Raw genomic sequence first — 17,606 nt, forward strand, 5'->3', positions numbered from 1 at the left:
AGGGGGAGAGACTCATGAAACTGAAAATGATGGTTCTTGGACTCGCGATGCTGGCTGCATCGTCGGTCATGGCTGCGAAACTCGATCAGCCCGTTATCGTTCGTTACAATCCGCAAACTGGCGCCGCGGAAAAACTCGTTCTGAACAAAGAGATCACCTCGAAGGCGGAAGCCGCGAAGCTCGCTCAAGAAGGCCGTTTCGTCGCGATGGCGAACGAAAACGTCGCTCTCTCGGAGCTGGATCGTGAAGCCGGCGCATCGAGCTGGTACTGGTACTGCCCGTACTGCTACAATGGCTACAACCAATACCAACAGTACTATCCGTCGTACTACTACTACGGTCAGTCGTATCAGCCGTACTACAGCTACCAATATCAAAACTGCTATTACTACTACTACAGCAGCTCTTACTCTTACCGCCGTAACGGTTGGTGGAGATAAGTGCGAAACGAGGTTCTATGACAGGTTCACATTACGTTGTGTCCGCCGGCCGCCGCTTTATCGCGGGTGGGCTCGTCGCACTGACCATGTTCGCCGCGCAAGCGGAACCTGCTCCGGAACCTCAAATGAAGCTCAACCCGAATTCGCTGGATCTTCTGCGAAACGAGTTGGGCTTCGAAGCCGCCCGTGCCCGCATCCAGGGTTATCTCTGGGGCACGGAGGCGAAATCCCGGCGACTGCGCGTCGCCGTGCTGGATAAAGGCTTCCGCGATTGGGAATCCCGTCGCGGAGTCAGCCTGCCCAAACGCACTCGCTACATTCAAGGTCCCATCAAGGCGATGAACGCGAGTCCGCACGGAACGCTCATGGCCGAAATCATGACGTCGCTCGTGGTCGGTGCCGAGTGGAACCGTCCCGATTACGTGAACATTCCCTTCGATCTTTACCTGATCAACGTCGCGGGTTTCTCGAACTTCAAAGCGGCGGTGCAAACCATCGTCGACGAAAAGATCGACATCGTGCTGTACGCCGAAGTCTGGGAGCTCGGCGGAAACGGTGACGGTCGCGGCTTCATCAATGCCGAAGTGACCAAGGCGACCGATGCCGGCGCCCTTTGGATCAACGCGAGCGGGAACTTCAACGGCCGCGCTTACGATTCGGGAATCGAAGTCGGCGAGAAGAACCTCGTCGAACTTCCCGACGAGAACAACGCGCTCAAGGTCGTTTGCGAGCCGCCCCGGGGCGAAAGCGAATGCCTGGTCAAGATCACCTTGACTTGGAATGCCTTCCAGGACGACTCGACTAAGGGCACGACGAAAGATCTGGATCTGGGACTTTTCGACGACAAACTCAAGACCGTGCAGGTTTCGCGGTTGAAACAGGTCGACGTTCCCGGTGAGGCCGGGGCGGGCGAATCGAAATACCCGCGCGAAACCATCGCGGCGAACTTGAAAAAGGGCGACTACTACATCCGCGTGCGCTCGCTGCAAACCGACTGGACCGCGGACGACCGTCTGCGGATCCTCGTCGATGGCGATTCGGTGTCGCTGCCGTCGGGCTCGGTAACCGAGTCGCTGCAGAATCCCGCCGATCACCCCGCGGTCATCACCGTGGGCGGCGCGGACGCGGTTCGCTCGTCGGTGTCCATGCAGCTGATGAAGCCCGAGCTGACCGTGCGCTCCTCGGCGATGGAGAAGCTCGGTAAAGAGTTCCGCGGAAGTTCCAACGCGGCGGCCATCGTCGCGGCGGGGGCGATCCTTTTGAAATACGAAGAGCGCTCCATGGACCGCGAAGAGTTCCTGCGCCGGGCTTCGGGAAGTGCTTCGCCGGTGGGCGAGGCCGCCTGGGGCTGGGAGTCGCTGGGACTCATGACGCCTCCGGGCTGTTTGCAAGCGGTCGAGAAGACCACGGGCATCCGCGAGATCGATCAAGTTCTGAAAACGGGTGGACGTTGGGTGGAGACGCCCTTGGGACCCAAGATCCTGGTCGCGCGCGAGCTGTCGAGCCTGCGTCCGGGCCTGGCCGTGAACGCTCCCCAGCAGGCGCTCTGGGTGGGGAACCGCGGCTACCTCTTGAAAAATCGCGGCGAGTGGGATCCTTCCATGAGCCAATCCGTCGAAGTGATCCAGCGCCCGCGCGGCACCAGCCTCTGTAACGAAGATTCGAGTTTCCGCGCCTTCCTCCTTCAGTAGCAACAAGCCGTCCCCCTCAACCCGGGACGGATCCCACGCACAGACCCTGAGCCCGCCCCTTAAAAGGCGGGCTTTTTCGTTTCCGGGAACTGAAAACGGAGCGTGGGAAAAAGAAACGGGGATGAGTCGCCTCATCCCCGTCGGGTGTTCTGGAATTTCGAGAGGCGCGCTTACTTGATCAGCGAGTAGCTGAGTTCGCTGACGCCGCCACCGGTCAGCTCCGCGACGCTTTCGCGCACTTGCGATTGGCGCACGGTGAACAGGTATTTGCCGGGGGCCGTTTCACGCAGCACCAGACGGGTTTGGTAGAACTGGCGGCGCGAATCGCCGGGGAAGTAGGTCACGCGGTCCTCGCTGTACTCGAGGCTGACGTCGCTGACTTTCAAAAGAGTGGTCAGCACGAAGTTGGGCTCCGAGATCGAGCGCTCGCTGACGAACCACGAGCGGGTCACTTTGCCCTTGCTGACTTCCTGCACGCGGTAGTCGCCGCTGGCTTCTTTCACGACGTTCAAAGTCTCGCCGACCTCGCAGTTCGGGATGACTTCTTGGTTGTACCGGCAAGCCAGGCCTTGGATTTGGTAGGTGCCTTCGACCGAAGCGAAAGCGGGAAGAGCCATCATCAACATCGCCGAGACCGAGACCGCGAATTTTTGCAGCATGGTTTGGAATCCTTTGTGGGGAAGAGTTTTGGAGTCAGGCGGCGAATATCAATTGTGAAAGTCTTTGTCACGGCTTGAGCTTGGTGAAGAATCGGCGGCGAAAAAATGAAAGACGCATGACCCTTTCGCCGCATCGTGTCCTGACGCCTGACCAAAGATTGGTGGGAGCCAGGTCCACCAGGGCGCAAATGGGGCCGAGACGCTTTGGAATGCGACACGACCGGATCCGGATGAAACGAAGCCTGTCTTAAAATGCAATTGGGTCCGCGGGTGAGACGCGAAAATCCCATGATCCTTTAGACGCTATTTCAGAGATCGACATCTCGTTCTGGGACGCGGGGCTCTTGAGACGCGGCGGCGTTTTTAAGCGGAGGCGGCAGGGCGATTTCGAGACACTTCGGAATCGAGGAGTGGCATCGGCGTTGCTCTTCAACCACTCACGTCCAGGGGGGATGAACGATGCATGGTTTGCTTCGGTTGAATACTATTGTCCTTGCGATGCCGGCGCTTCTCGCGTTCGCATCGACCCCGGCGCTGGCTCAAGAGTCCAAGAAGCTCCTGGAACGGATTTCAGGCAGTAAGATCCCTGGGGATCATCCGCTCCTGGTGCAAATGGAAGAGAAGCTCGCGCAGGGAGATCGGTTGGGGGCCGCGCGGATCGCGCTTCAGCACCCGAACTTCTACAACATCACCGTGAAACAGATGGCGCTGAAGCTGTCGACGCGTGAGCTGACGATCGCGCAGAAGCTGAACGACTTCGCGGCGTCTTATATCGGCGTCGTGAAGGACGGCCTGGATGCGCGTCTCTTGTTGACCGGGAACTTTCACTACGCCGCGGCTGCGGGCGTGGTCGCATCGCAAGACGTGACCCGCAGTAACGCGCACTACGAGCAGCTGGACGATGCCGCCGGCCAACGTCGGATCAATCTGGCCTCGGTCCTCACCCGCGTGAACGGCCAGCTTTTGGCGGCCGAAAGCGGCGGCGGCAACGTGGCCAATCCGGATCCCGCCGGTGTTCTGACGTCGCGCGCGTTTCTGGGCGCGCACGCCATCGCCGGAACCAATCGTCGTCCGGTCGAGTACACCATGAAGGTCTTCATGTGCGTCGACATGGCCGAGTGGTCGGACACGGGATCGAGCGACGCGCGTGTGGGTCGCGACATCGACCGTATGCCCGGGGGCGATCCCGGACGTTACCTGACGACGTGCAAAGGCTGTCACACGGGAATGGACGGATTCCGCGGCGCTTTCGCGCGCTGGGATTGGACTCCGGAAGGCTTCATCATTCACTCGAGCACGCACACCGACAGCCGCTTCGATCGGTTCGTCGGAGGCATTTCGAAGAAAATGAATCACAACAACACGACCTACCCCACGGGGCACGTCACGAGCAGCTCACAGTGGGTGAATTTCGCGCGGGCTCCGGCGAACGCAGCGTTGTTCGGTTGGCGGGGCACTTCCGCTGCGGTGGTCGATAAAGGTTTCGACGTGAAAAGTTTCGGTAATCTGGTCGCGAACTCGGAGCGTTTCTCCCAGTGTATGGTGAAACGCGTGTTCGAGGCGGTCTGCCGGAAGGAAACGCAGATCGCGTCGAACCCCGGATACTTCCAGGCCTACGCGACTCTTTTTGAGAAGAGCGTTTACAATATGCAGGAACTCTTCGCGCAAGTCGCCATTTCGCCGGAGTGCAATCAATGAGAAAACAAAAATATCTCGTTTTGGCGCTGGTGTTTTCATTGGGTTTGACGGGCTGCGGTCCCGCCTTCGAACAGCTGGATCTTTCCAGCACGGGTCTGCGCAATGACGTCGATTTGTTTAAGGTTTCCGTCAACGAAAGCCTGCTTTCCGCCGATCAGGTTCTGGCGAGTATGTCCGAAGTGACGGGCGTTGCCGCGGACGGAGCGATCTTGACCGAGTGGAACAACAACGCGCGCACGGCCCTCGCGACCAACTACAAAGTCGTTTCGATTTCGGCGCCGATCATGATGGCGGCCGCGAATCTGGGAAGCCGGTTCTGTGACCGAACTTTGGATAAGGAAGTGGGCGCGGCCTCGGCCCAACGTCGTCTGTATCCGGGAATCGATTTTTCGAAAAATATGTCGCAGCTGACCGACGCCGAATACGATGTTGCGCTTCGCAATCTGGCCCAAAAAATCTGGGGTCGCGAGGCCTCGGCGGAAGAGCTCGCGCTTTTCAAAGAATTTCGCGCCGGCTTTCTGGAAGGCCTGAGCGCCGGTGAAGCCGCGCAACCGCAGCGGACACGCGCGCTGATGCTGGGCGTGTGTACGGCGATGCTGGCCAGCTACGAGTCTTTGAGTCTTTGAGGTGAGCCTTTAATCGATCAACTGTCTTAGGAATGGGTGGTTCTCGTGAAAAAGCCGAAAAAGCAAATTCCGCAATGGGCCGCGACCGGACACGCACGTCCCGTCACGCGCCGTGATTTTCTGGCGTCGGGAATCATTCCGTTCGCGGCGGCGGTTTCGGCCCCGCAATGGATGAGTCTTCTGCTGGGATCCAAAGCCCACGCCGAGACCGCGATCGACAAGTGCCCCGCGCCGGAAGGCGGGATGCCCGCCGTTTTCGTCATCAACTTGGCGGGCGGCGCCGCGCTTTCGGGAAATTTCATGCCCCACCGAATCGACGGCGGGAAGCTGGCTTCGTATTCGAAAATGGGAATGGGAAGCGCGCCCGCCATCGTCACGGGATTCAACGGGGCGAAGTTTTACAACGCAAGTCAGTTTCTGTCGGGCGTGAACGCCGCGGCGGCGCAAGGCACGCGTGATAAAGTCAATTTTTTGGGAATCTGCGCGAAATCGCAAGACGACACCGCCGCGAACCGCATGGCGATCGAAGGTCTCGTCACGAAGGCGGGGCTGGTGGGAACCTACCTCGCGCACTTGGATCGCAACGTGAATGGCTTCCGTCACTCGCCGGCGGTGCTGAGCCCTCCCGCGCCTTTGAGCGTGGCGCGCCTGGAGGATATTCGCAATAGCTTGGGTTACGCGGGGGCCATGGGCGCCAGCCTGACCGGCGCGCAAAAAGCGAAGCTCGCGAACTTGATCAAAAATCTTTCCGAAGCGCAGGCCCGCCGATTGATGGCGACTTCGAGCGGCGCGCAGATCAAAGACGTCGTCGAGTGCGCGGGTATTAAAAACGTCGAACTCAATTCGGGGACCGCGGGCGGTATCGATACGCCCACCGATATCAATAGCCTGTGGACGGCCGATCCGGGCGTGGCGGGGGCGACGATCATCACGCCCCAAAACCTCGCGATCTTCGGCGCGATCGCGCATAACGTTTTAGACGGCAACGCCGGCTGCGGTACGCTGTCGTTGGGCGGGTATGACTATCACGACGCCACGCGGACGACGGGCGACCGATTGGACCGCGAGGCGGGAATCGTCGTTGGGCGCATCCTGCAGACCGCGGCGTTGAAAAATCGCAAAGTGTTTATCTACGTTGCGAGCGACGGCTCGGCGGGCTCGGTGGATTCGGGTACGGGCGGTGAAGCCTGGGTTACGGATCGTGGCGATGCCGGTTGCAATTACGTTTTGGCTTTTGATCCGGCGGCGCTGCATGCGTCGACGGGAACGCAGCTCGGTGGGTTCACCGACGGCCAGACCGCGGACGGCGCGCACCTGATCGGCAACAATGCCGAGCTCGCGGCGGTCGCGGCCTTCGCGAACTACATGAGCTTCGCGGGACAGACCTCACGTTTCGAAAGCGTTGCGCCCGGACGTTTCACGACGGCGCAGTACGACGACGTCACCAAGATTAAGTAAGCGATCAGGTCAGTTCGGATCACTCGGGGGAGTGCGGTGTTAAAAGGGAATTCGCGCGGACTATTCATGGCCTTGGTGATCGCGGTGCTCGCGCTCGCTTACGGCAATTGCGGACGGATCAACGATTCGCTCCTCATGGATTCCAGCACCCTGGGCAACGCGATGTGCGATTCACGTTTGCGTAAGACCTTCAGCGAAACCTACCATCCGTTTCTTTCCAAACACTGCGCGCAGTGCCACTCGAACTCTTTCGCGAGTCCCGACGTGGGTTCGGCGTACCGCGGATTCATGTCGCGTTCGATACAAACCATCGACGGTCAGGCGGTCACGGCGCACGGCTCAAACTCGAACTCGATCGCCTTCCAACCCGAGATCGACGCCTTTAAGCCTGAGTTCACGACGGCCTTGGCCACCTACCAGCAGTGCCGGGTCTCGGATATCGGGGTCGATTTCATGCTCGCGAATAAAAATCTGCCGGCACTTCCCGCGCACGACGGCGGCGTCGATTCGGGTTGGCAAACGCTGGAGTGGAAGGTCGACGAGCTCGCGGTTCCGAGTAAACGGGGCGCGGTCCTGCGGGCCTTCTTCAAGATTCAAATTCGCGCTTACATGGCGGCGGGGGCGGTCGCGGGGCTGCAAGTCCGTCGGCCGATGATGACGCTGCACTCGGGACAATCCGACGTGAAAGTGAAGTCGCTGAAAATTCATTTGGATAACGAACCCAATGATCTGATCTCGGCGTACAACTATCTGGATACCGTGGTGCAGGGGACGACCGAGGTGCCTTTGGAAGTCGGCGGCAGTACGCCGCAGCTCCCGGGAACTTTCGATACCAATACGCTGTTCACGGTGAAGATTGAGGGTGTTTCGAGCGTTGATGAGTTCGTTCCGGTTGAGCCCGTGACGCCCGAGCCGGTGGATCCGGGATTGGGTCTGCCGACGCGTGTGAGTTTTGCGGAATTGACCGCCGCGACCGGCACCGAAAACGTTTTTCAACGCTCATGCGTGGGTTGCCACAATGCGGGCTCGGCGGCGGGCTCCTTGAACTTGCAAGACTACGCTTCGGCCCAGGCCTCCGCGCAAAATATCCGTGACCGGATGAACGACGGCACCCGGCCCATGCCACCGGCGGGAATTCTGGATCAACGTTCACGGGGAGTCATCGACGTTTGGCGCGCCTCGGGCACGCCGCAAAACTAGAAGAAACTGGCCCCTTTGTGTGCGCGTCCAACATTCGGAGCGCTTCCGCAAGGCCTTTTCTTTCGCTCACTTGGGGCACGGCCCTCCTGGCCTCGCCGCAGGGTCTTACGCCATCCAGGCGCTGCGGAGGCCCCAACTGACCGAAAGAAAAGGCCTTGCGGAAGCTCCTCAGATTTGGAATGCGCACACAAAGGGGCCAGTTTCAAACTAGAAGCGGTAGCCGAGTCCCGCGCTCCACATCGTGCCGCCTTTGCTGAGCAGCGTGCCCAAACTTTGGCAGAAATCGAGTCGGCGGTTCATCCGAATCCTGAGGTTCAACGAGGCCCCGAAGTTCACCGTGCTGCCCGAGTCGGCGCTGATGCCGTCGGCCGAGCTGGGCCACTGAAAGCTACGGAAAAGCAGAAGCGGCCCGGCCTCCAGATAGACCCTGCGCTCCACGCGCCAGAACCAGTTCACCTTCGCGGCCGCGCCGAAGAAGCGCTGGTAGCTCGCGATGTAGATGATATTGCCGTTCGCATCGCCGCCGGTGGCTTGCCCGAGCAGCAGCGCCGCCGCCGCGTTCCAGCCGCGGCTCTTCAGGCCCGAAGAGTACTCATACTCCAACCCCAGCGCCGAGAAGTTTGAGTTCGAATCTTGAACGAGGTCGTCTTTTTTCATCTGGAAGGCTTCGCCCCAGTTCCAGTACGAGAAGTTGACGAGGTGATCGTCCGCGTAGGCGGGGTTGCAGAGCAACAGGGTCGTCAAGAGGAGAAGGTTAAAGCGAAACACGCAGCTGTCCTTGTAGCGACCAGTTGTCGGGAGAGGCTTCTTCGCTTGAGACCTGACGCATGTGCCATGCGTTCACGCGGAACTCCAGGCGATTGATCGGGAACATCAGGAGGCCGATGCCGGTCTTCCACTGTTCCGGCGTGTTGGCCGCGGTATCGCCGTTGTAGCGCTCAAGATTGACGAGCAGGTTGTAGCCGCGCGACATCTCGACGTAGCTTTCGACGAACGTGTAGCTGCCGTTACCGGACGTGCCGAGGGACTTGTCGATCTTTTGCGTGAGGCCGTATTCGAACATGATGGCCGAACCCTTCGCGAGGGCCTGTCGCCAATGCACGCCCGCCAGCATGATCGACTTCTCGAGATCGTTGTTCGAACGCAGGAATGAAAAACCGCCGCGCATTCGCGGCGCGAAATCGTATTCACTCCACAGCGAAAATCCCTTTTGTTCGCCCTTGGGGTTCAACGAGGCCTGATCGCCGACGAAGACGTTGCCGGCGATCTCGTAGTTTTCTTGGACGTAATGCGCGATCACACCGTGGGACTGCGTGTTCTGATTCAGCTCTTGGGGCAGACGCTGGAACGACGTGTGGTCAAGGTTGCGGATGCCGTAGGCTTTGTCCAGTTTACCGAGGTAAAGCCAGAACGGCTCGCCGATCTGCACGCGCGCGAAATACTCGCGCGGCAGAAAACGGTTCACGCTGTTTTTTTGCGAGGTCTCGGCGTTCGGAATGTAGCCCGCCGTGTAGGTGAAGCTGTATTTCTGGTCGCGATCGAAGTAGGCGGTGCCGCCGAAATCGATCTGCATGTGGTAGTACTTTTGTTGGGCGTTGCCCGAGCCCGGATTTCGTTGGACCAAGATGCCGCGATACTTCGCGTGCGGACGGATCCACCACGGCAGGTTTTCGGGATTGCCCGCGAAGCCCGACAGCTCCGAAATGCGATCCAGCTTCACGCTTTTGGGGTAGAGTGCCCGCGACGAGATTTCGGCCGCCCAAAGACCGCGTCCGTAGTCGTTGATGGGGCCGCCGCCCAGACCGTTCGTGTGGCAGGTCAGACAGCTCGAATAGCCGTAGCCGATAAAGTTCGGGTAAGCGTGGGCGGGCTTTCCCGCCAAGAAGAGCGAGACTCCGAAGAGAAAGCCGATGAGATTCTTCGTTGGGACTTTCACCGGGTCATTCGACATTAGGACCAAGGGCCGGGTCAAAAAGAAAAACGGGATTCTCGCGAATCCCGTCGGTGCCGATTACTCGCCCATTCCCGAGTCACCTTCTTCGGTGACCGGAGGCATCTCGCCGCCCAAGTCCTCGTGGGACTCGATCGACTCGGTTTTCGGCGCGGCCTTTTCGGCTTTTTTGCCTTTGGCCTTCTTGGTGTGAGCCTTCGCGCCTTTGTGGGCTTTCGCTTTGTGAGCTTTCGCCTTGCCTTTGCCTTCGTGGTGGTCGGCGTGCGCACCGGCCATCATCACGAAACTCGCGAGAATAGCCGCAGCAATCCCCAGCTTCTTCATGTTGTCTCCTTGAGTGTGATCCCCGAAATGGGGTCACGTGACTGTAGCCCCAGTGTATGCCAATGCCGTGGGTCGACAACGGTCACAAGGTCGGGCTGCGCCTCGTCATGGGTGTTTCATTCTGGCCCGTCGATTTGCAGGCCAGTGTCCGAGGCGAGTCGACACCAAAGGCATCACTCTGAGACGAAAATTTCGCGAAAGCCAATGCGTTTTAACTGGGGTTCGGCACCAAACTTGTAAAGGAATTGTGACAGGAGACGACGCATGTTGAACGTAAGAACCTTCCAAACGAACGAAGATTTCTGGCCCGCATTCTTGCGCGCCACGCTTCTGAAGTTGGATACGTTCGCGATCTTCGTGAGCATCAGCGTCGTCGTTTATATGCTCGTCGCGTGGATCTCGGGACCGGTAGCGATCGAGCCCGTCGCGGGGCTTGCGGAAGTGAAAACCGAATACCGCGCCCGTATGGCCACCCGCGAGCCGCAATCGTTGCCGACGCCGGTCGCGGTTCGTCCCGTGCCCGTTCGCCCTGTGGCGGAGCGTATGCGTGCGAATACGAATGAACGCCAAGTCGTCGCGGTCCCCGTGGCCGCACGTCCCAAAACGATCGCCATGCCCGCCGCGCGACCGGTGAAACCGGTCGCCAAAAAACGCGTCGAGGCGCCCGCGAAATCAGCGGTCAAGCCGAAAGCGAAAACCGCGGGTCGCACCGTGGCGGACGCGAAACGCGTGTCCGAAAAGTCCCGTCGGAATTGATTCCGCTTGGCCCGCGCCCGCGCCGTCGTTACTTTGGGCGCATGAAAAACTCCATTTTCAAATTTCTGCTGATCCTTACGTCCACCGTGACGGGCTCTTTCGCGTTCGCGGCTCCGCAGGTTGTGCGTGAGCTCGAGACGTTCAAAACCTCCGCCGGCGAGGTGCAGCTGGAGTCTTTGGTGAAGGGCCTCGACGTCATTTGGGGTTTTGATTTTCTTCCCGGCGGGGACATCGTCCTCACCGAGCGCCCCGGGCGCATGAAGATTTATCGCGCGTCTTCGCACAAGTTGGAAGAGGTGAAGGGCTTGCCGACGATCCGCACGGGCGGCCAGGGTGGGCTTCTCGATGTGCGCGTGCATCCGGACTTCGACAAAAACGCGCTCGTCTTTTTCACCTATGTCGAGGGCCGCGCGAAAGGCGAGGCGACCACCGTGCTGGCGCGCGCGGAGTTGCGGGGCGCCGAGCTTCGGAATTTCAAAAAACTCGTCGTCAGCGAAGCCTGGACCGACGAGGATATCCACTTCGGCTCGCGCATCGAGTTCGACGGCAAAGACAAGGTGTGGTTCACCATCGGGGACCGCAACGAGCGTCCCCGCGTGCAGGATCTCGCGCATCACAACGGAAAAATCCTGCGCGTGGATTTGGACGGCAAGCCCGCCGCGGGAAATCCGTTTCTGAATCGCAAGGACGCCCGTCCCGAGATCTATTCCTCGGGGCATCGTAGCCCCCAAGGCCTCGCCATTGACCCCGTGACGGGCCGACTGTGGCTTTCCGAAATGGGCCCGCGCGGGGGCGATGAGATCAACCTCATCGTCGCCGGCGCGAACTACGGTTGGCCGGACGCCACTTACGGACGTGAGTACTACGGACCGAAGATCGGTGAAACTTCGAAGGCCGGTACCGTGCAGCCCGTGAAGTATTGGGTGCCGTCGATCTCTCCGTCGGGCCTGGCGTTTTACGCGGGCGAGGCCTTCCCCGCATGGAAAGGCCATCTCATCCTCGGCAATCTGAGCGGTCAGCATCTGCGCCGTCTGACCCTGAAAGGCGAACAGATCACCGAGGAAGAGACGTGGTTGAAAGACAAAGCCTGGCGCTTCCGCAGCGTACGTGCGGGGCCGAAAGGCGAAATCTATTTCGGAACCGATGAGGGGCGCTTGGCGCGGATTCAGCCCCTTCCGAAGAACTGATTCTAAGCGGCGGTCGCGATGCCGTTGCGCTCGAGGCGACTGAGGAACTCACGGTAAGGGGTCAGCGTTTGCGCGGGCACCCAGGTGAATTGCAGGCGGTGACCCTCGTCGTGATTGCCGACCGCTTTCGCCTTGAACATATAGTACTCGAAAGGTCCTTCTTCTTTTTCTTCGATCATCAGGACTTCAAGGCCCACGTATTGAAATTCTTGGGGAAGGCGATCGGTCAGGCGAAGGCCTCCCTCCGAGATGTTTTCCGTTTTAGTGCGAAAACTCGAGTTGGCGGAGTAGACCACCGTGGTGACTTGCGCGTCAAAACGGGGGTGACGTCGTCGATCCGTTGCGGGTCGGAAGTTGATCGCCGTCCCCTCATCGTCGAGCGCATCCAGTTCAATCCTCTCAGGCTCCCCAACCTGGGTGATTTCGGTGATTTCATCATCCTCAATGTCCGTCGGAAACTTCGGCACGTATAGACCCCCCCCCGGTGAAAGAACAAAGAAGGAGGGTAGCGAGTCCCCCTTCGCTGAGGAAGATCTAAAGCAATATGAAAGCCACGCTTCGTAAACGATTAACGCCTGCGCCGCGCGGAGCGAGTGTCTTAATTTGGTGAGGTTCGTGTCTCACTCTGAAGAGGAAACTCGCGCAATTTCAGGGGGCTGTCCTCACTCGTGACTACAGAGTTTTCATCGTCGAGAGTTCGACAATATTTTTTGTGAAAGGCTGGCCAAGCGAGGGCAAAACGACTATAGGTCAAAGGGTGATTTCCGTGCAAAAGACCTCCACGCCCAAGACGCGGCCGACCGACGACAAGTTGGGCTTTGGCCAATATTTCACCGATCACATGTTCGTTGCCGAATATGAAGAAGGCAAAGGCTGGGATGCCGGGAAAGTCGTGCCCTATGCGCCTTTCCAGATGGATCCCGCCGCGAGTGTCTTGCACTACGGCCAAGCGCTGTTCGAAGGCGTGAAGGCCTTCCCGCAGAAAGCGGGGGGCATTAAAGTGTTCCGCCCGGACTTCAACGCCGATCGATTGCGCAGTGGGGCCGAGCGCCTTTGTTTGCCCCAACCTCCGAAAGATCTCGTCGTGGAAGGGATGAAGGCGCTCCTGCGCGCCGATGCCGACTGGATGCCCAAGGCGCGCGGCACGTCGATGTACGTGCGTCCGACCTTGATCGGCACCGAAGGCTTCCTGGGCGTGCGCCCTTCGCGCAAGGCGATCTTCTTCGTGATCTTGTCGCCCGTGGGTCGCTACTACAAAGAGGGCTCCGAGTCGGTGCGCATCTGGATCGAAAAAGAAGATCTGCGTGCGGCGCCCGGTGGCCTCGGCGCGACCAAAGCGGGCGCGAATTACGCGGCCTCGCTGCGCGCGGCTTTGCGCGCGAAAGACCGCGGCTACGCGCAGGTCCTGTGGACCGATGTCACCCACAAGTTCGTGGAAGAGGTCGGCACGATGAACGTCTTCTTCAAACTTGCGGGCAAGGTGCTGACTCCGGCGCTGAACGGTTCGATCCTCGAGGGTGGCACGCGCCGCGCTTGTTTGGAACTCCTGCGCGCGGACGGTCTGGCGGTGGAAGAGCGCGCGGTGTCTTTAGACGAAATTCGCGCGGCCTGGAAAGCGGGACAGCTCGAAGAGGTCTTCGGCACCGGCACGGCCGCGGTCGTGACTCCGGTCGAATGCCTGGCCTCCGCAGACGAAGTCTGGGAGCTCCCCAAAGGCTTCGGCCCCACCGCGAAGCGCCTCTATGAGCGCATCACCTCGATCCAATACGGCGAGGCTCCCGACACCTTCGGCTGGCTGCAAGAGATCTAAAAGGTACCACGTACCGCAGGCGGTACCATGTACCGCGTGCGGTACGTGGTACCCTAAATCTTCGGGGCTTCGCGTTTGAAGATGTCGCCGCGTTTTTCGACGTAGTAGTCCCACGTGCCGTCGAAGACTTGGAGCGAGTTTTTGTGCAGCTCGAAGACCCGGGTCGTCAGTTCGCGCAGGAAGTGGCGATCGTGGCTGACCATCATGACGGTGCCCGGGAAGCTTTTGAGCGCATCCAGAAGCACGTCGCGTGACTGGATATCCAAGTGGTTCGTCGGCTCATCCAAAACCAAGAAGTTCAGCGGATTGGCGAGCAGTGTGGCGAGCACCACGCGGCTTTTTTCGCCGCCCGACAGGATCGAGATTTTTTTGTCGTGATCCTCGCCCGAGAACTTCATCGCGCCGAGAAGGTTTCTTAAGTAGCCCACGTTCTGGTGCGGGAAGTGCGATTGCAGCTCGTCGAGCAGCGTGTTCGCGGGATTCAGGATGTCCATGGAGCTTTGGCTGAAGTAGCCCAGCTGAATGGACGGACCGATCTGGTATTTGCCCGTGGTGGGTTGGGTCTGACCCGTCAGGACCTTCATGAGGGTCGACTTCCCGGCGCCGTTGATACCGACGACGGCGACGCGGTCCAAACGGCGCACGAGGGCGCTGGCGTCCTTGAAGACGAGCTTTTCGCGGCCTTCGGGCGTCGTCCACGTTTTCTGTAAGCCTTCGAACTTCACGACCTCGTCGCCGCCGCGTGGGGGCTCGGGCCACTGGAACTGGATTTCCTTTTCTTCGGGCGGGACTTCGATGATCTCGATCTTTTCGAGTTTCTTCACGCGCGACTGCACTTGTGCCGCGTGCGAAGCGCGGGCCGCGAAGCGGGCGATGAACTCATTCTCCTTTGCGAGCATGTCCTCTTGGCGTTTCGCCGAGGCGATCAGCTGCTCGTGACGGATCTTGCGCTCGCGTTCGTAGAAATCGTAGTCGCCGCCGTAGGTGGTGAGCGTCTTGTGGTTCACTTCGACGATCTTCGAGACCAAACGGTTCATGAAGTCGCGATCGTGGGAGGTCATGACGAGCGCGCCGGGAAATTGGCGCAGCCATTCCTCGAGCCAGATGATGCTTTCGATATCCAAATGGTTCGTCGGCTCGTCCATCAAAAGCAGATCGGGCTGCAGCGCCAGAATTTTCGCCAGCGCGATCCGCATCTTCCATCCGCCCGAAAAATGTTCGGTGGGGCGATTGTAGTCTTCGGGCCCGATCCCGAGTCCCGTCAGAATTTCCGCCGCACGCGACTCTAGCGAATAGCCGCCGATGCGGTCGAACTCGCTTTGCAGCTCGCCGTATTCCTCTAGGATTTTGGTCATTTCGTCTTCGCCGAGATCGGGGTCGGCCAGGCGCGCTTCGATCTCTTTGATGCGGGCTTGGAGTTTACCGAAGTCGCCGACGGCGCTCATGACCTCTTGCAAAGCGGTGCGGCCGCCCATCTCGGCGATGTTTTGCGAGAAGTAACCGATCTTCAAACGATCGGGTTTGGAAACGGTTCCTTCGTCGGGCGAATCTTCGCCGGTGATCAAGCGGAAGATGGTCGTTTTCCCGGCACCGTTCGGGCCGACGAGGCCGATTTTTTCGCCCTCGTTAATTTGCATCTGGGCTTTGCGATAAAGAATACGAGGACCAAATTGTTTGGTGACGCCGGAGAGATGAACCATAGTGCAAAGGTTGTCCCATTGAAGGGTGCGCCAAGGCAAGGGCTTCGCTTGCCTTTTGGGCGGTCCAGGGGGATTTTCGGGCATGCCCGAACTCGCCGCCGCCTATGTTGCAGGCCTTCTCACAAATTGGATCTTGGCCGCCGTCCTTATTCTTCGGGAGTGGCGTATTGAAGGCAGTCCGCGGATGCGGCAGGTGCAGCGGAATCTGGCCCCGCTGGGGCTGCGCTTTTCAAATTCACGGGATGGCGTTGTCGCCTTGGATGGAGAGCGCCCGCCGTCACAGATTCGCACCCTGATGTTCCTGGGGCTATTCTGTTCGATGGCCTCGTGGTTGGGACTCGTCTTTCAAATCATCATCGCGTTCTCGCTGGAAAAGCTCGCGCACCGAGAGCGGCACGCGCTTTTTGGCGGCGATCTCGCCGCGAAAGATCTGGGCGATGTGTCTCAAATCCGCGCGCTCTTGAGCCAGTCCAGTGAGTCTTTTCGCGAGCTGGACAAAACGGCCTCGCTCGGTTAAATTGATTCTCGAAGGCCCCGCCTTCATTCTATGCGGAACTAATCTCGTTCACCTCATTCCAATTCCAGAACTCTGTCGTCGCCTCAAGCGCGACGACCGCGAATGAACTTCGGTCGCGCGTGCTTCGCGTGCGACCGGGAAACGAGATTTCTATGTTATCCGCGAAGGCCTTGGCCTTTGAGTGGCCGGACGGCCATCTCATCTTTCAAAATTTGACTTTGCAGCTGGGCACCCAGAAATGGGCGATCATGGGGCCGAACGGGGGCGGTAAGTCGACGCTCCTGCGCGTGCTGGCCGGTGAGCTCGAGGCCACCGCGGGCGAAATCCGCCGTACGGGGGAAGTGCTTTACCTGCCGCAAGATCCGGGCGCCGCGCTCGATCGCAGTGGCGGCGAATGGATGATGGACCGATTGGAAAAAGCGCTCCGTCAAGAACCCGCCGTACTTTTGCTCGACGAGCCGACGAATCACCTCGACGAAAAGCACCGACGGCTCTTTCAGAAACGTCTTTTCGAGTTGCCCGTGGGCGTGCTCATCGCGACCCATGACCGTGAGTTGCTCGCACAGGTGGACGGCTTGTGGTGGCTTGACGGAACGACCCCGCGGTTTTTCCCCGGCGGTTACGACGCTTACCTTGCGCAAACGCGACTCGAGCGAGAGCGGAAAGTCCGCCGTTTGGAGGATGCGAAAAGCGCGGACGCTCGCGAACGTGAGCGTCGCCGGACCGAAGGTGACAAACAGGACAAACGCAATCGTCGCGGGGACCGGATCGCCGCGAAGGGGGGGATGCCGCGCATTCTGCTCGGCGCGATGAAACGTAAGGCCGAGACGACGAGCGCGAAAATGAAAAAACGCTCGGACGAGCGGGTTCACGACGGCGCGCAAGAGCTGCGGGCCGCGATCGACGGTCGGGACATCGATCGCAAGCCCTATTTCGCTTGGGAGGTCGACGAAAACTTCCGTCCGCGCGAGCTCGTCGTCTTGGATGAGGTGAGGCTGATGAAAGACGGCGCGCCGGCGTGGAAGTCCCCACTTTCGGTGCGGCTCATGACGGGGGATCGTTTGTGGATCCGCGGGCCGAACGGTCGGGGCAAGACGACGCTTCTGCGTGCGCTGAACGGTGAAATACCGCCGCCCGGTCTTTCGCTGACGGGCCGGATCGAGAACCGCGCGGCGCGAACCGCGGCCATTGAGCAGCTGCCGCCGGGACCCGCAGATCCGGAGCGTCCGCTTTTCGATCTTTTGCGGGAGGAGCTCCCGGGCACGGATCAAGACATTCTCAATGAGCTTGCGCGTTTCCAATTTCCGATCGGGAAGGCGGGGGAGCCTTGGCGCCATCTCAGCGGAGGCGAAAAGGTGCGGGCGGGTTACGCCCGGATTTTTCTGCGGCCCGCAAAGCCGGAGCTTCTGCTTTTGGATGAGCCCGCGAACCATTTGGATCTGGAGACGCAAGAGTGGTTGGCCGAGGTCCTGCTCGCCTATCGCGGCACGCTCGTGGTCATTAGCCACGATCGGGGCTTCGCCGAGAGTCTGGATCTGAGCGACCAAGTGATTTTGGGGGACTAAATCCCGTTGCCCGGGTTCCGCCGG

17 protein-coding genes are annotated in these 17,606 nt (G+C 59.8%); 11 read left to right on the top strand and 6 right to left on the bottom strand.

Going from position 1 to position 17,606, the window contains the following annotated elements; genetic code table 11:
- Nucleotides 1–14 precede the first annotated feature (14 nt).
- Entirely contained in the window at nt 15–440 is a 426-nt protein-coding gene (locus KF767_07505; GenBank protein MBX3017716.1) for a hypothetical protein, read from the top strand.
- A 17-nt stretch (nt 441–457) separates the two neighbouring features.
- Entirely contained in the window at nt 458–2,131 is a 1,674-nt protein-coding gene (locus KF767_07510) for a protease (GenBank protein MBX3017717.1), read from the top strand.
- Between the two features lie 170 nt (nt 2,132–2,301).
- Here the strand turns inward: KF767_07510 and KF767_07515 are convergent, their stop codons facing one another.
- Nucleotides 2,302–2,790: a hypothetical protein gene (locus KF767_07515; GenBank protein MBX3017718.1), complete on the bottom strand. Its 489-nt coding sequence runs from the start codon at nt 2,788–2,790 to the stop codon at nt 2,302–2,304.
- Between the two features lie 498 nt (nt 2,791–3,288).
- Between KF767_07515 and KF767_07520 the strand changes: the two genes are divergently transcribed.
- Genes KF767_07520 through KF767_07535 form a run of 4 tightly spaced genes read left to right on the top strand, consistent with a single transcriptional unit; the run spans nt 3,289 to nt 7,772 of the window.
- A complete protein-coding gene (locus tag KF767_07520; GenBank protein ID MBX3017719.1) occupies nt 3,289–4,488 on the top strand; it encodes a hypothetical protein in 1,200 nt (399 codons plus the stop codon).
- On the top strand, nt 4,485–5,114 hold the full coding sequence (locus KF767_07525; protein ID MBX3017720.1) for a hypothetical protein: 630 nt from the start codon (nt 4,485–4,487) through the stop codon (nt 5,112–5,114). Before KF767_07520 ends, KF767_07525 begins: the two co-directional genes overlap by 4 nt.
- A 45-nt stretch (nt 5,115–5,159) precedes the next feature.
- Nucleotides 5,160–6,572, top strand: a complete 1,413-nt coding sequence (locus KF767_07530) for a hypothetical protein (GenBank protein MBX3017721.1) — start codon at nt 5,160–5,162, stop codon at nt 6,570–6,572.
- Between the two features lie 36 nt (nt 6,573–6,608).
- On the top strand, nt 6,609–7,772 hold the full coding sequence (locus KF767_07535; protein ID MBX3017722.1) for a cytochrome c: 1,164 nt from the start codon (nt 6,609–6,611) through the stop codon (nt 7,770–7,772).
- Nucleotides 7,773–7,979: 207 nt separating this feature from the next.
- Here the strand turns inward: KF767_07535 and KF767_07540 are convergent, their stop codons facing one another.
- From KF767_07540 to KF767_07550, 3 genes are all read right to left on the bottom strand, one after another.
- Nucleotides 7,980–8,516 (bottom strand): hypothetical protein, encoded by a 537-nt coding sequence (locus tag KF767_07540; GenBank protein MBX3017723.1) that lies wholly within the window; start codon nt 8,514–8,516, stop codon nt 7,980–7,982.
- A gap of 10 nt (nt 8,517–8,526) precedes the next feature.
- Nucleotides 8,527–9,708 (bottom strand): hypothetical protein, encoded by a 1,182-nt coding sequence (locus KF767_07545; GenBank protein ID MBX3017724.1) that lies wholly within the window; start codon nt 9,706–9,708, stop codon nt 8,527–8,529.
- Between the two features lie 75 nt (nt 9,709–9,783).
- Nucleotides 9,784–10,047 (bottom strand): hypothetical protein, encoded by a 264-nt coding sequence (locus KF767_07550; GenBank protein ID MBX3017725.1) that lies wholly within the window; start codon nt 10,045–10,047, stop codon nt 9,784–9,786.
- 264 nt (nt 10,048–10,311) lie between these two features.
- Here KF767_07550 and KF767_07555 point away from each other — a divergent pair, with 264 nt between their 5' ends.
- Together KF767_07555 and KF767_07560 are read left to right on the top strand one after the other, a co-directional pair.
- Complete coding sequence (locus KF767_07555; GenBank protein ID MBX3017726.1) at nt 10,312–10,803, top strand: hypothetical protein; 492 nt, start codon at nt 10,312–10,314, stop codon at nt 10,801–10,803.
- Nucleotides 10,804–10,844: 41 nt separating this feature from the next.
- Entirely contained in the window at nt 10,845–11,990 is a 1,146-nt protein-coding gene (locus KF767_07560; GenBank protein ID MBX3017727.1) for a PQQ-dependent sugar dehydrogenase, read from the top strand.
- 2 nt (nt 11,991–11,992) lie between these two features.
- On the opposite strand, the gene KF767_07565 is transcribed toward KF767_07560, so the two are convergent.
- Nucleotides 11,993–12,457 (bottom strand): PilZ domain-containing protein, encoded by a 465-nt coding sequence (locus KF767_07565; protein MBX3017728.1) that lies wholly within the window; start codon nt 12,455–12,457, stop codon nt 11,993–11,995.
- 290 nt (nt 12,458–12,747) lie between these two features.
- Between KF767_07565 and KF767_07570 the strand changes: the two genes are divergently transcribed.
- The gene (locus KF767_07570) at nt 12,748–13,800 is read left to right on the top strand and encodes a branched-chain amino acid aminotransferase (protein MBX3017729.1); all 1,053 of its coding nucleotides are present in this window, start codon (nt 12,748–12,750) and stop codon (nt 13,798–13,800) included.
- A gap of 53 nt (nt 13,801–13,853) precedes the next feature.
- On the opposite strand, the gene KF767_07575 is transcribed toward KF767_07570, so the two are convergent.
- Nucleotides 13,854–15,500 carry an ABC-F family ATP-binding cassette domain-containing protein gene (locus KF767_07575; protein ID MBX3017730.1) on the bottom strand — a complete coding sequence of 549 codons (1,647 nt, stop codon included), beginning with the start codon at nt 15,498–15,500 and terminating at the stop codon, nt 13,854–13,856.
- 82 nt (nt 15,501–15,582) lie between these two features.
- Here KF767_07575 and KF767_07580 point away from each other — a divergent pair, with 82 nt between their 5' ends.
- Both KF767_07580 and KF767_07585 read left to right on the top strand, forming a co-directional pair.
- Entirely contained in the window at nt 15,583–16,017 is a 435-nt protein-coding gene (locus KF767_07580; protein MBX3017731.1) for a hypothetical protein, read from the top strand.
- A 152-nt stretch (nt 16,018–16,169) separates the two neighbouring features.
- A complete protein-coding gene (locus tag KF767_07585) occupies nt 16,170–17,582 on the top strand; it encodes an ABC-F family ATP-binding cassette domain-containing protein (GenBank protein ID MBX3017732.1) in 1,413 nt (470 codons plus the stop codon).
- The last annotated feature ends 24 nt before the right edge of the window (nt 17,583–17,606 follow it).

It is taken from the genome of Pseudobdellovibrionaceae bacterium (assembly GCA_019637875.1).
Classification (GTDB): domain Bacteria; phylum Bdellovibrionota; class Bdellovibrionia; order Bdellovibrionales; family Bdellovibrionaceae; genus JAHBUW01.

Coding starts and splice junctions, on each gene's coding strand:
- KF767_07510 (MBX3017717.1), top strand. CDS start 458: ATGACAGGTTCACATTACGTTGTGTCCGCCGGCCGCCGCTTTATCGCG.
- KF767_07575 (MBX3017730.1), bottom strand. CDS start 15,500: ATGGTTCATCTCTCCGGCGTCACCAAACAATTTGGTCCTCGTATTCTT.
- KF767_07580 (MBX3017731.1), top strand. CDS start 15,583: ATGCCCGAACTCGCCGCCGCCTATGTTGCAGGCCTTCTCACAAATTGG.
- KF767_07560 (MBX3017727.1), top strand. CDS start 10,845: ATGAAAAACTCCATTTTCAAATTTCTGCTGATCCTTACGTCCACCGTG.
- KF767_07555 (MBX3017726.1), top strand. CDS start 10,312: ATGTTGAACGTAAGAACCTTCCAAACGAACGAAGATTTCTGGCCCGCA.
- KF767_07550 (MBX3017725.1), bottom strand. CDS start 10,047: ATGAAGAAGCTGGGGATTGCTGCGGCTATTCTCGCGAGTTTCGTGATG.
- KF767_07505 (MBX3017716.1), top strand. CDS start 15: ATGAAACTGAAAATGATGGTTCTTGGACTCGCGATGCTGGCTGCATCG.
- KF767_07585 (MBX3017732.1), top strand. CDS start 16,170: ATGTTATCCGCGAAGGCCTTGGCCTTTGAGTGGCCGGACGGCCATCTC.
- KF767_07515 (MBX3017718.1), bottom strand. CDS start 2,790: ATGCTGCAAAAATTCGCGGTCTCGGTCTCGGCGATGTTGATGATGGCT.
- KF767_07520 (MBX3017719.1), top strand. CDS start 3,289: ATGCCGGCGCTTCTCGCGTTCGCATCGACCCCGGCGCTGGCTCAAGAG.
- KF767_07525 (MBX3017720.1), top strand. CDS start 4,485: ATGAGAAAACAAAAATATCTCGTTTTGGCGCTGGTGTTTTCATTGGGT.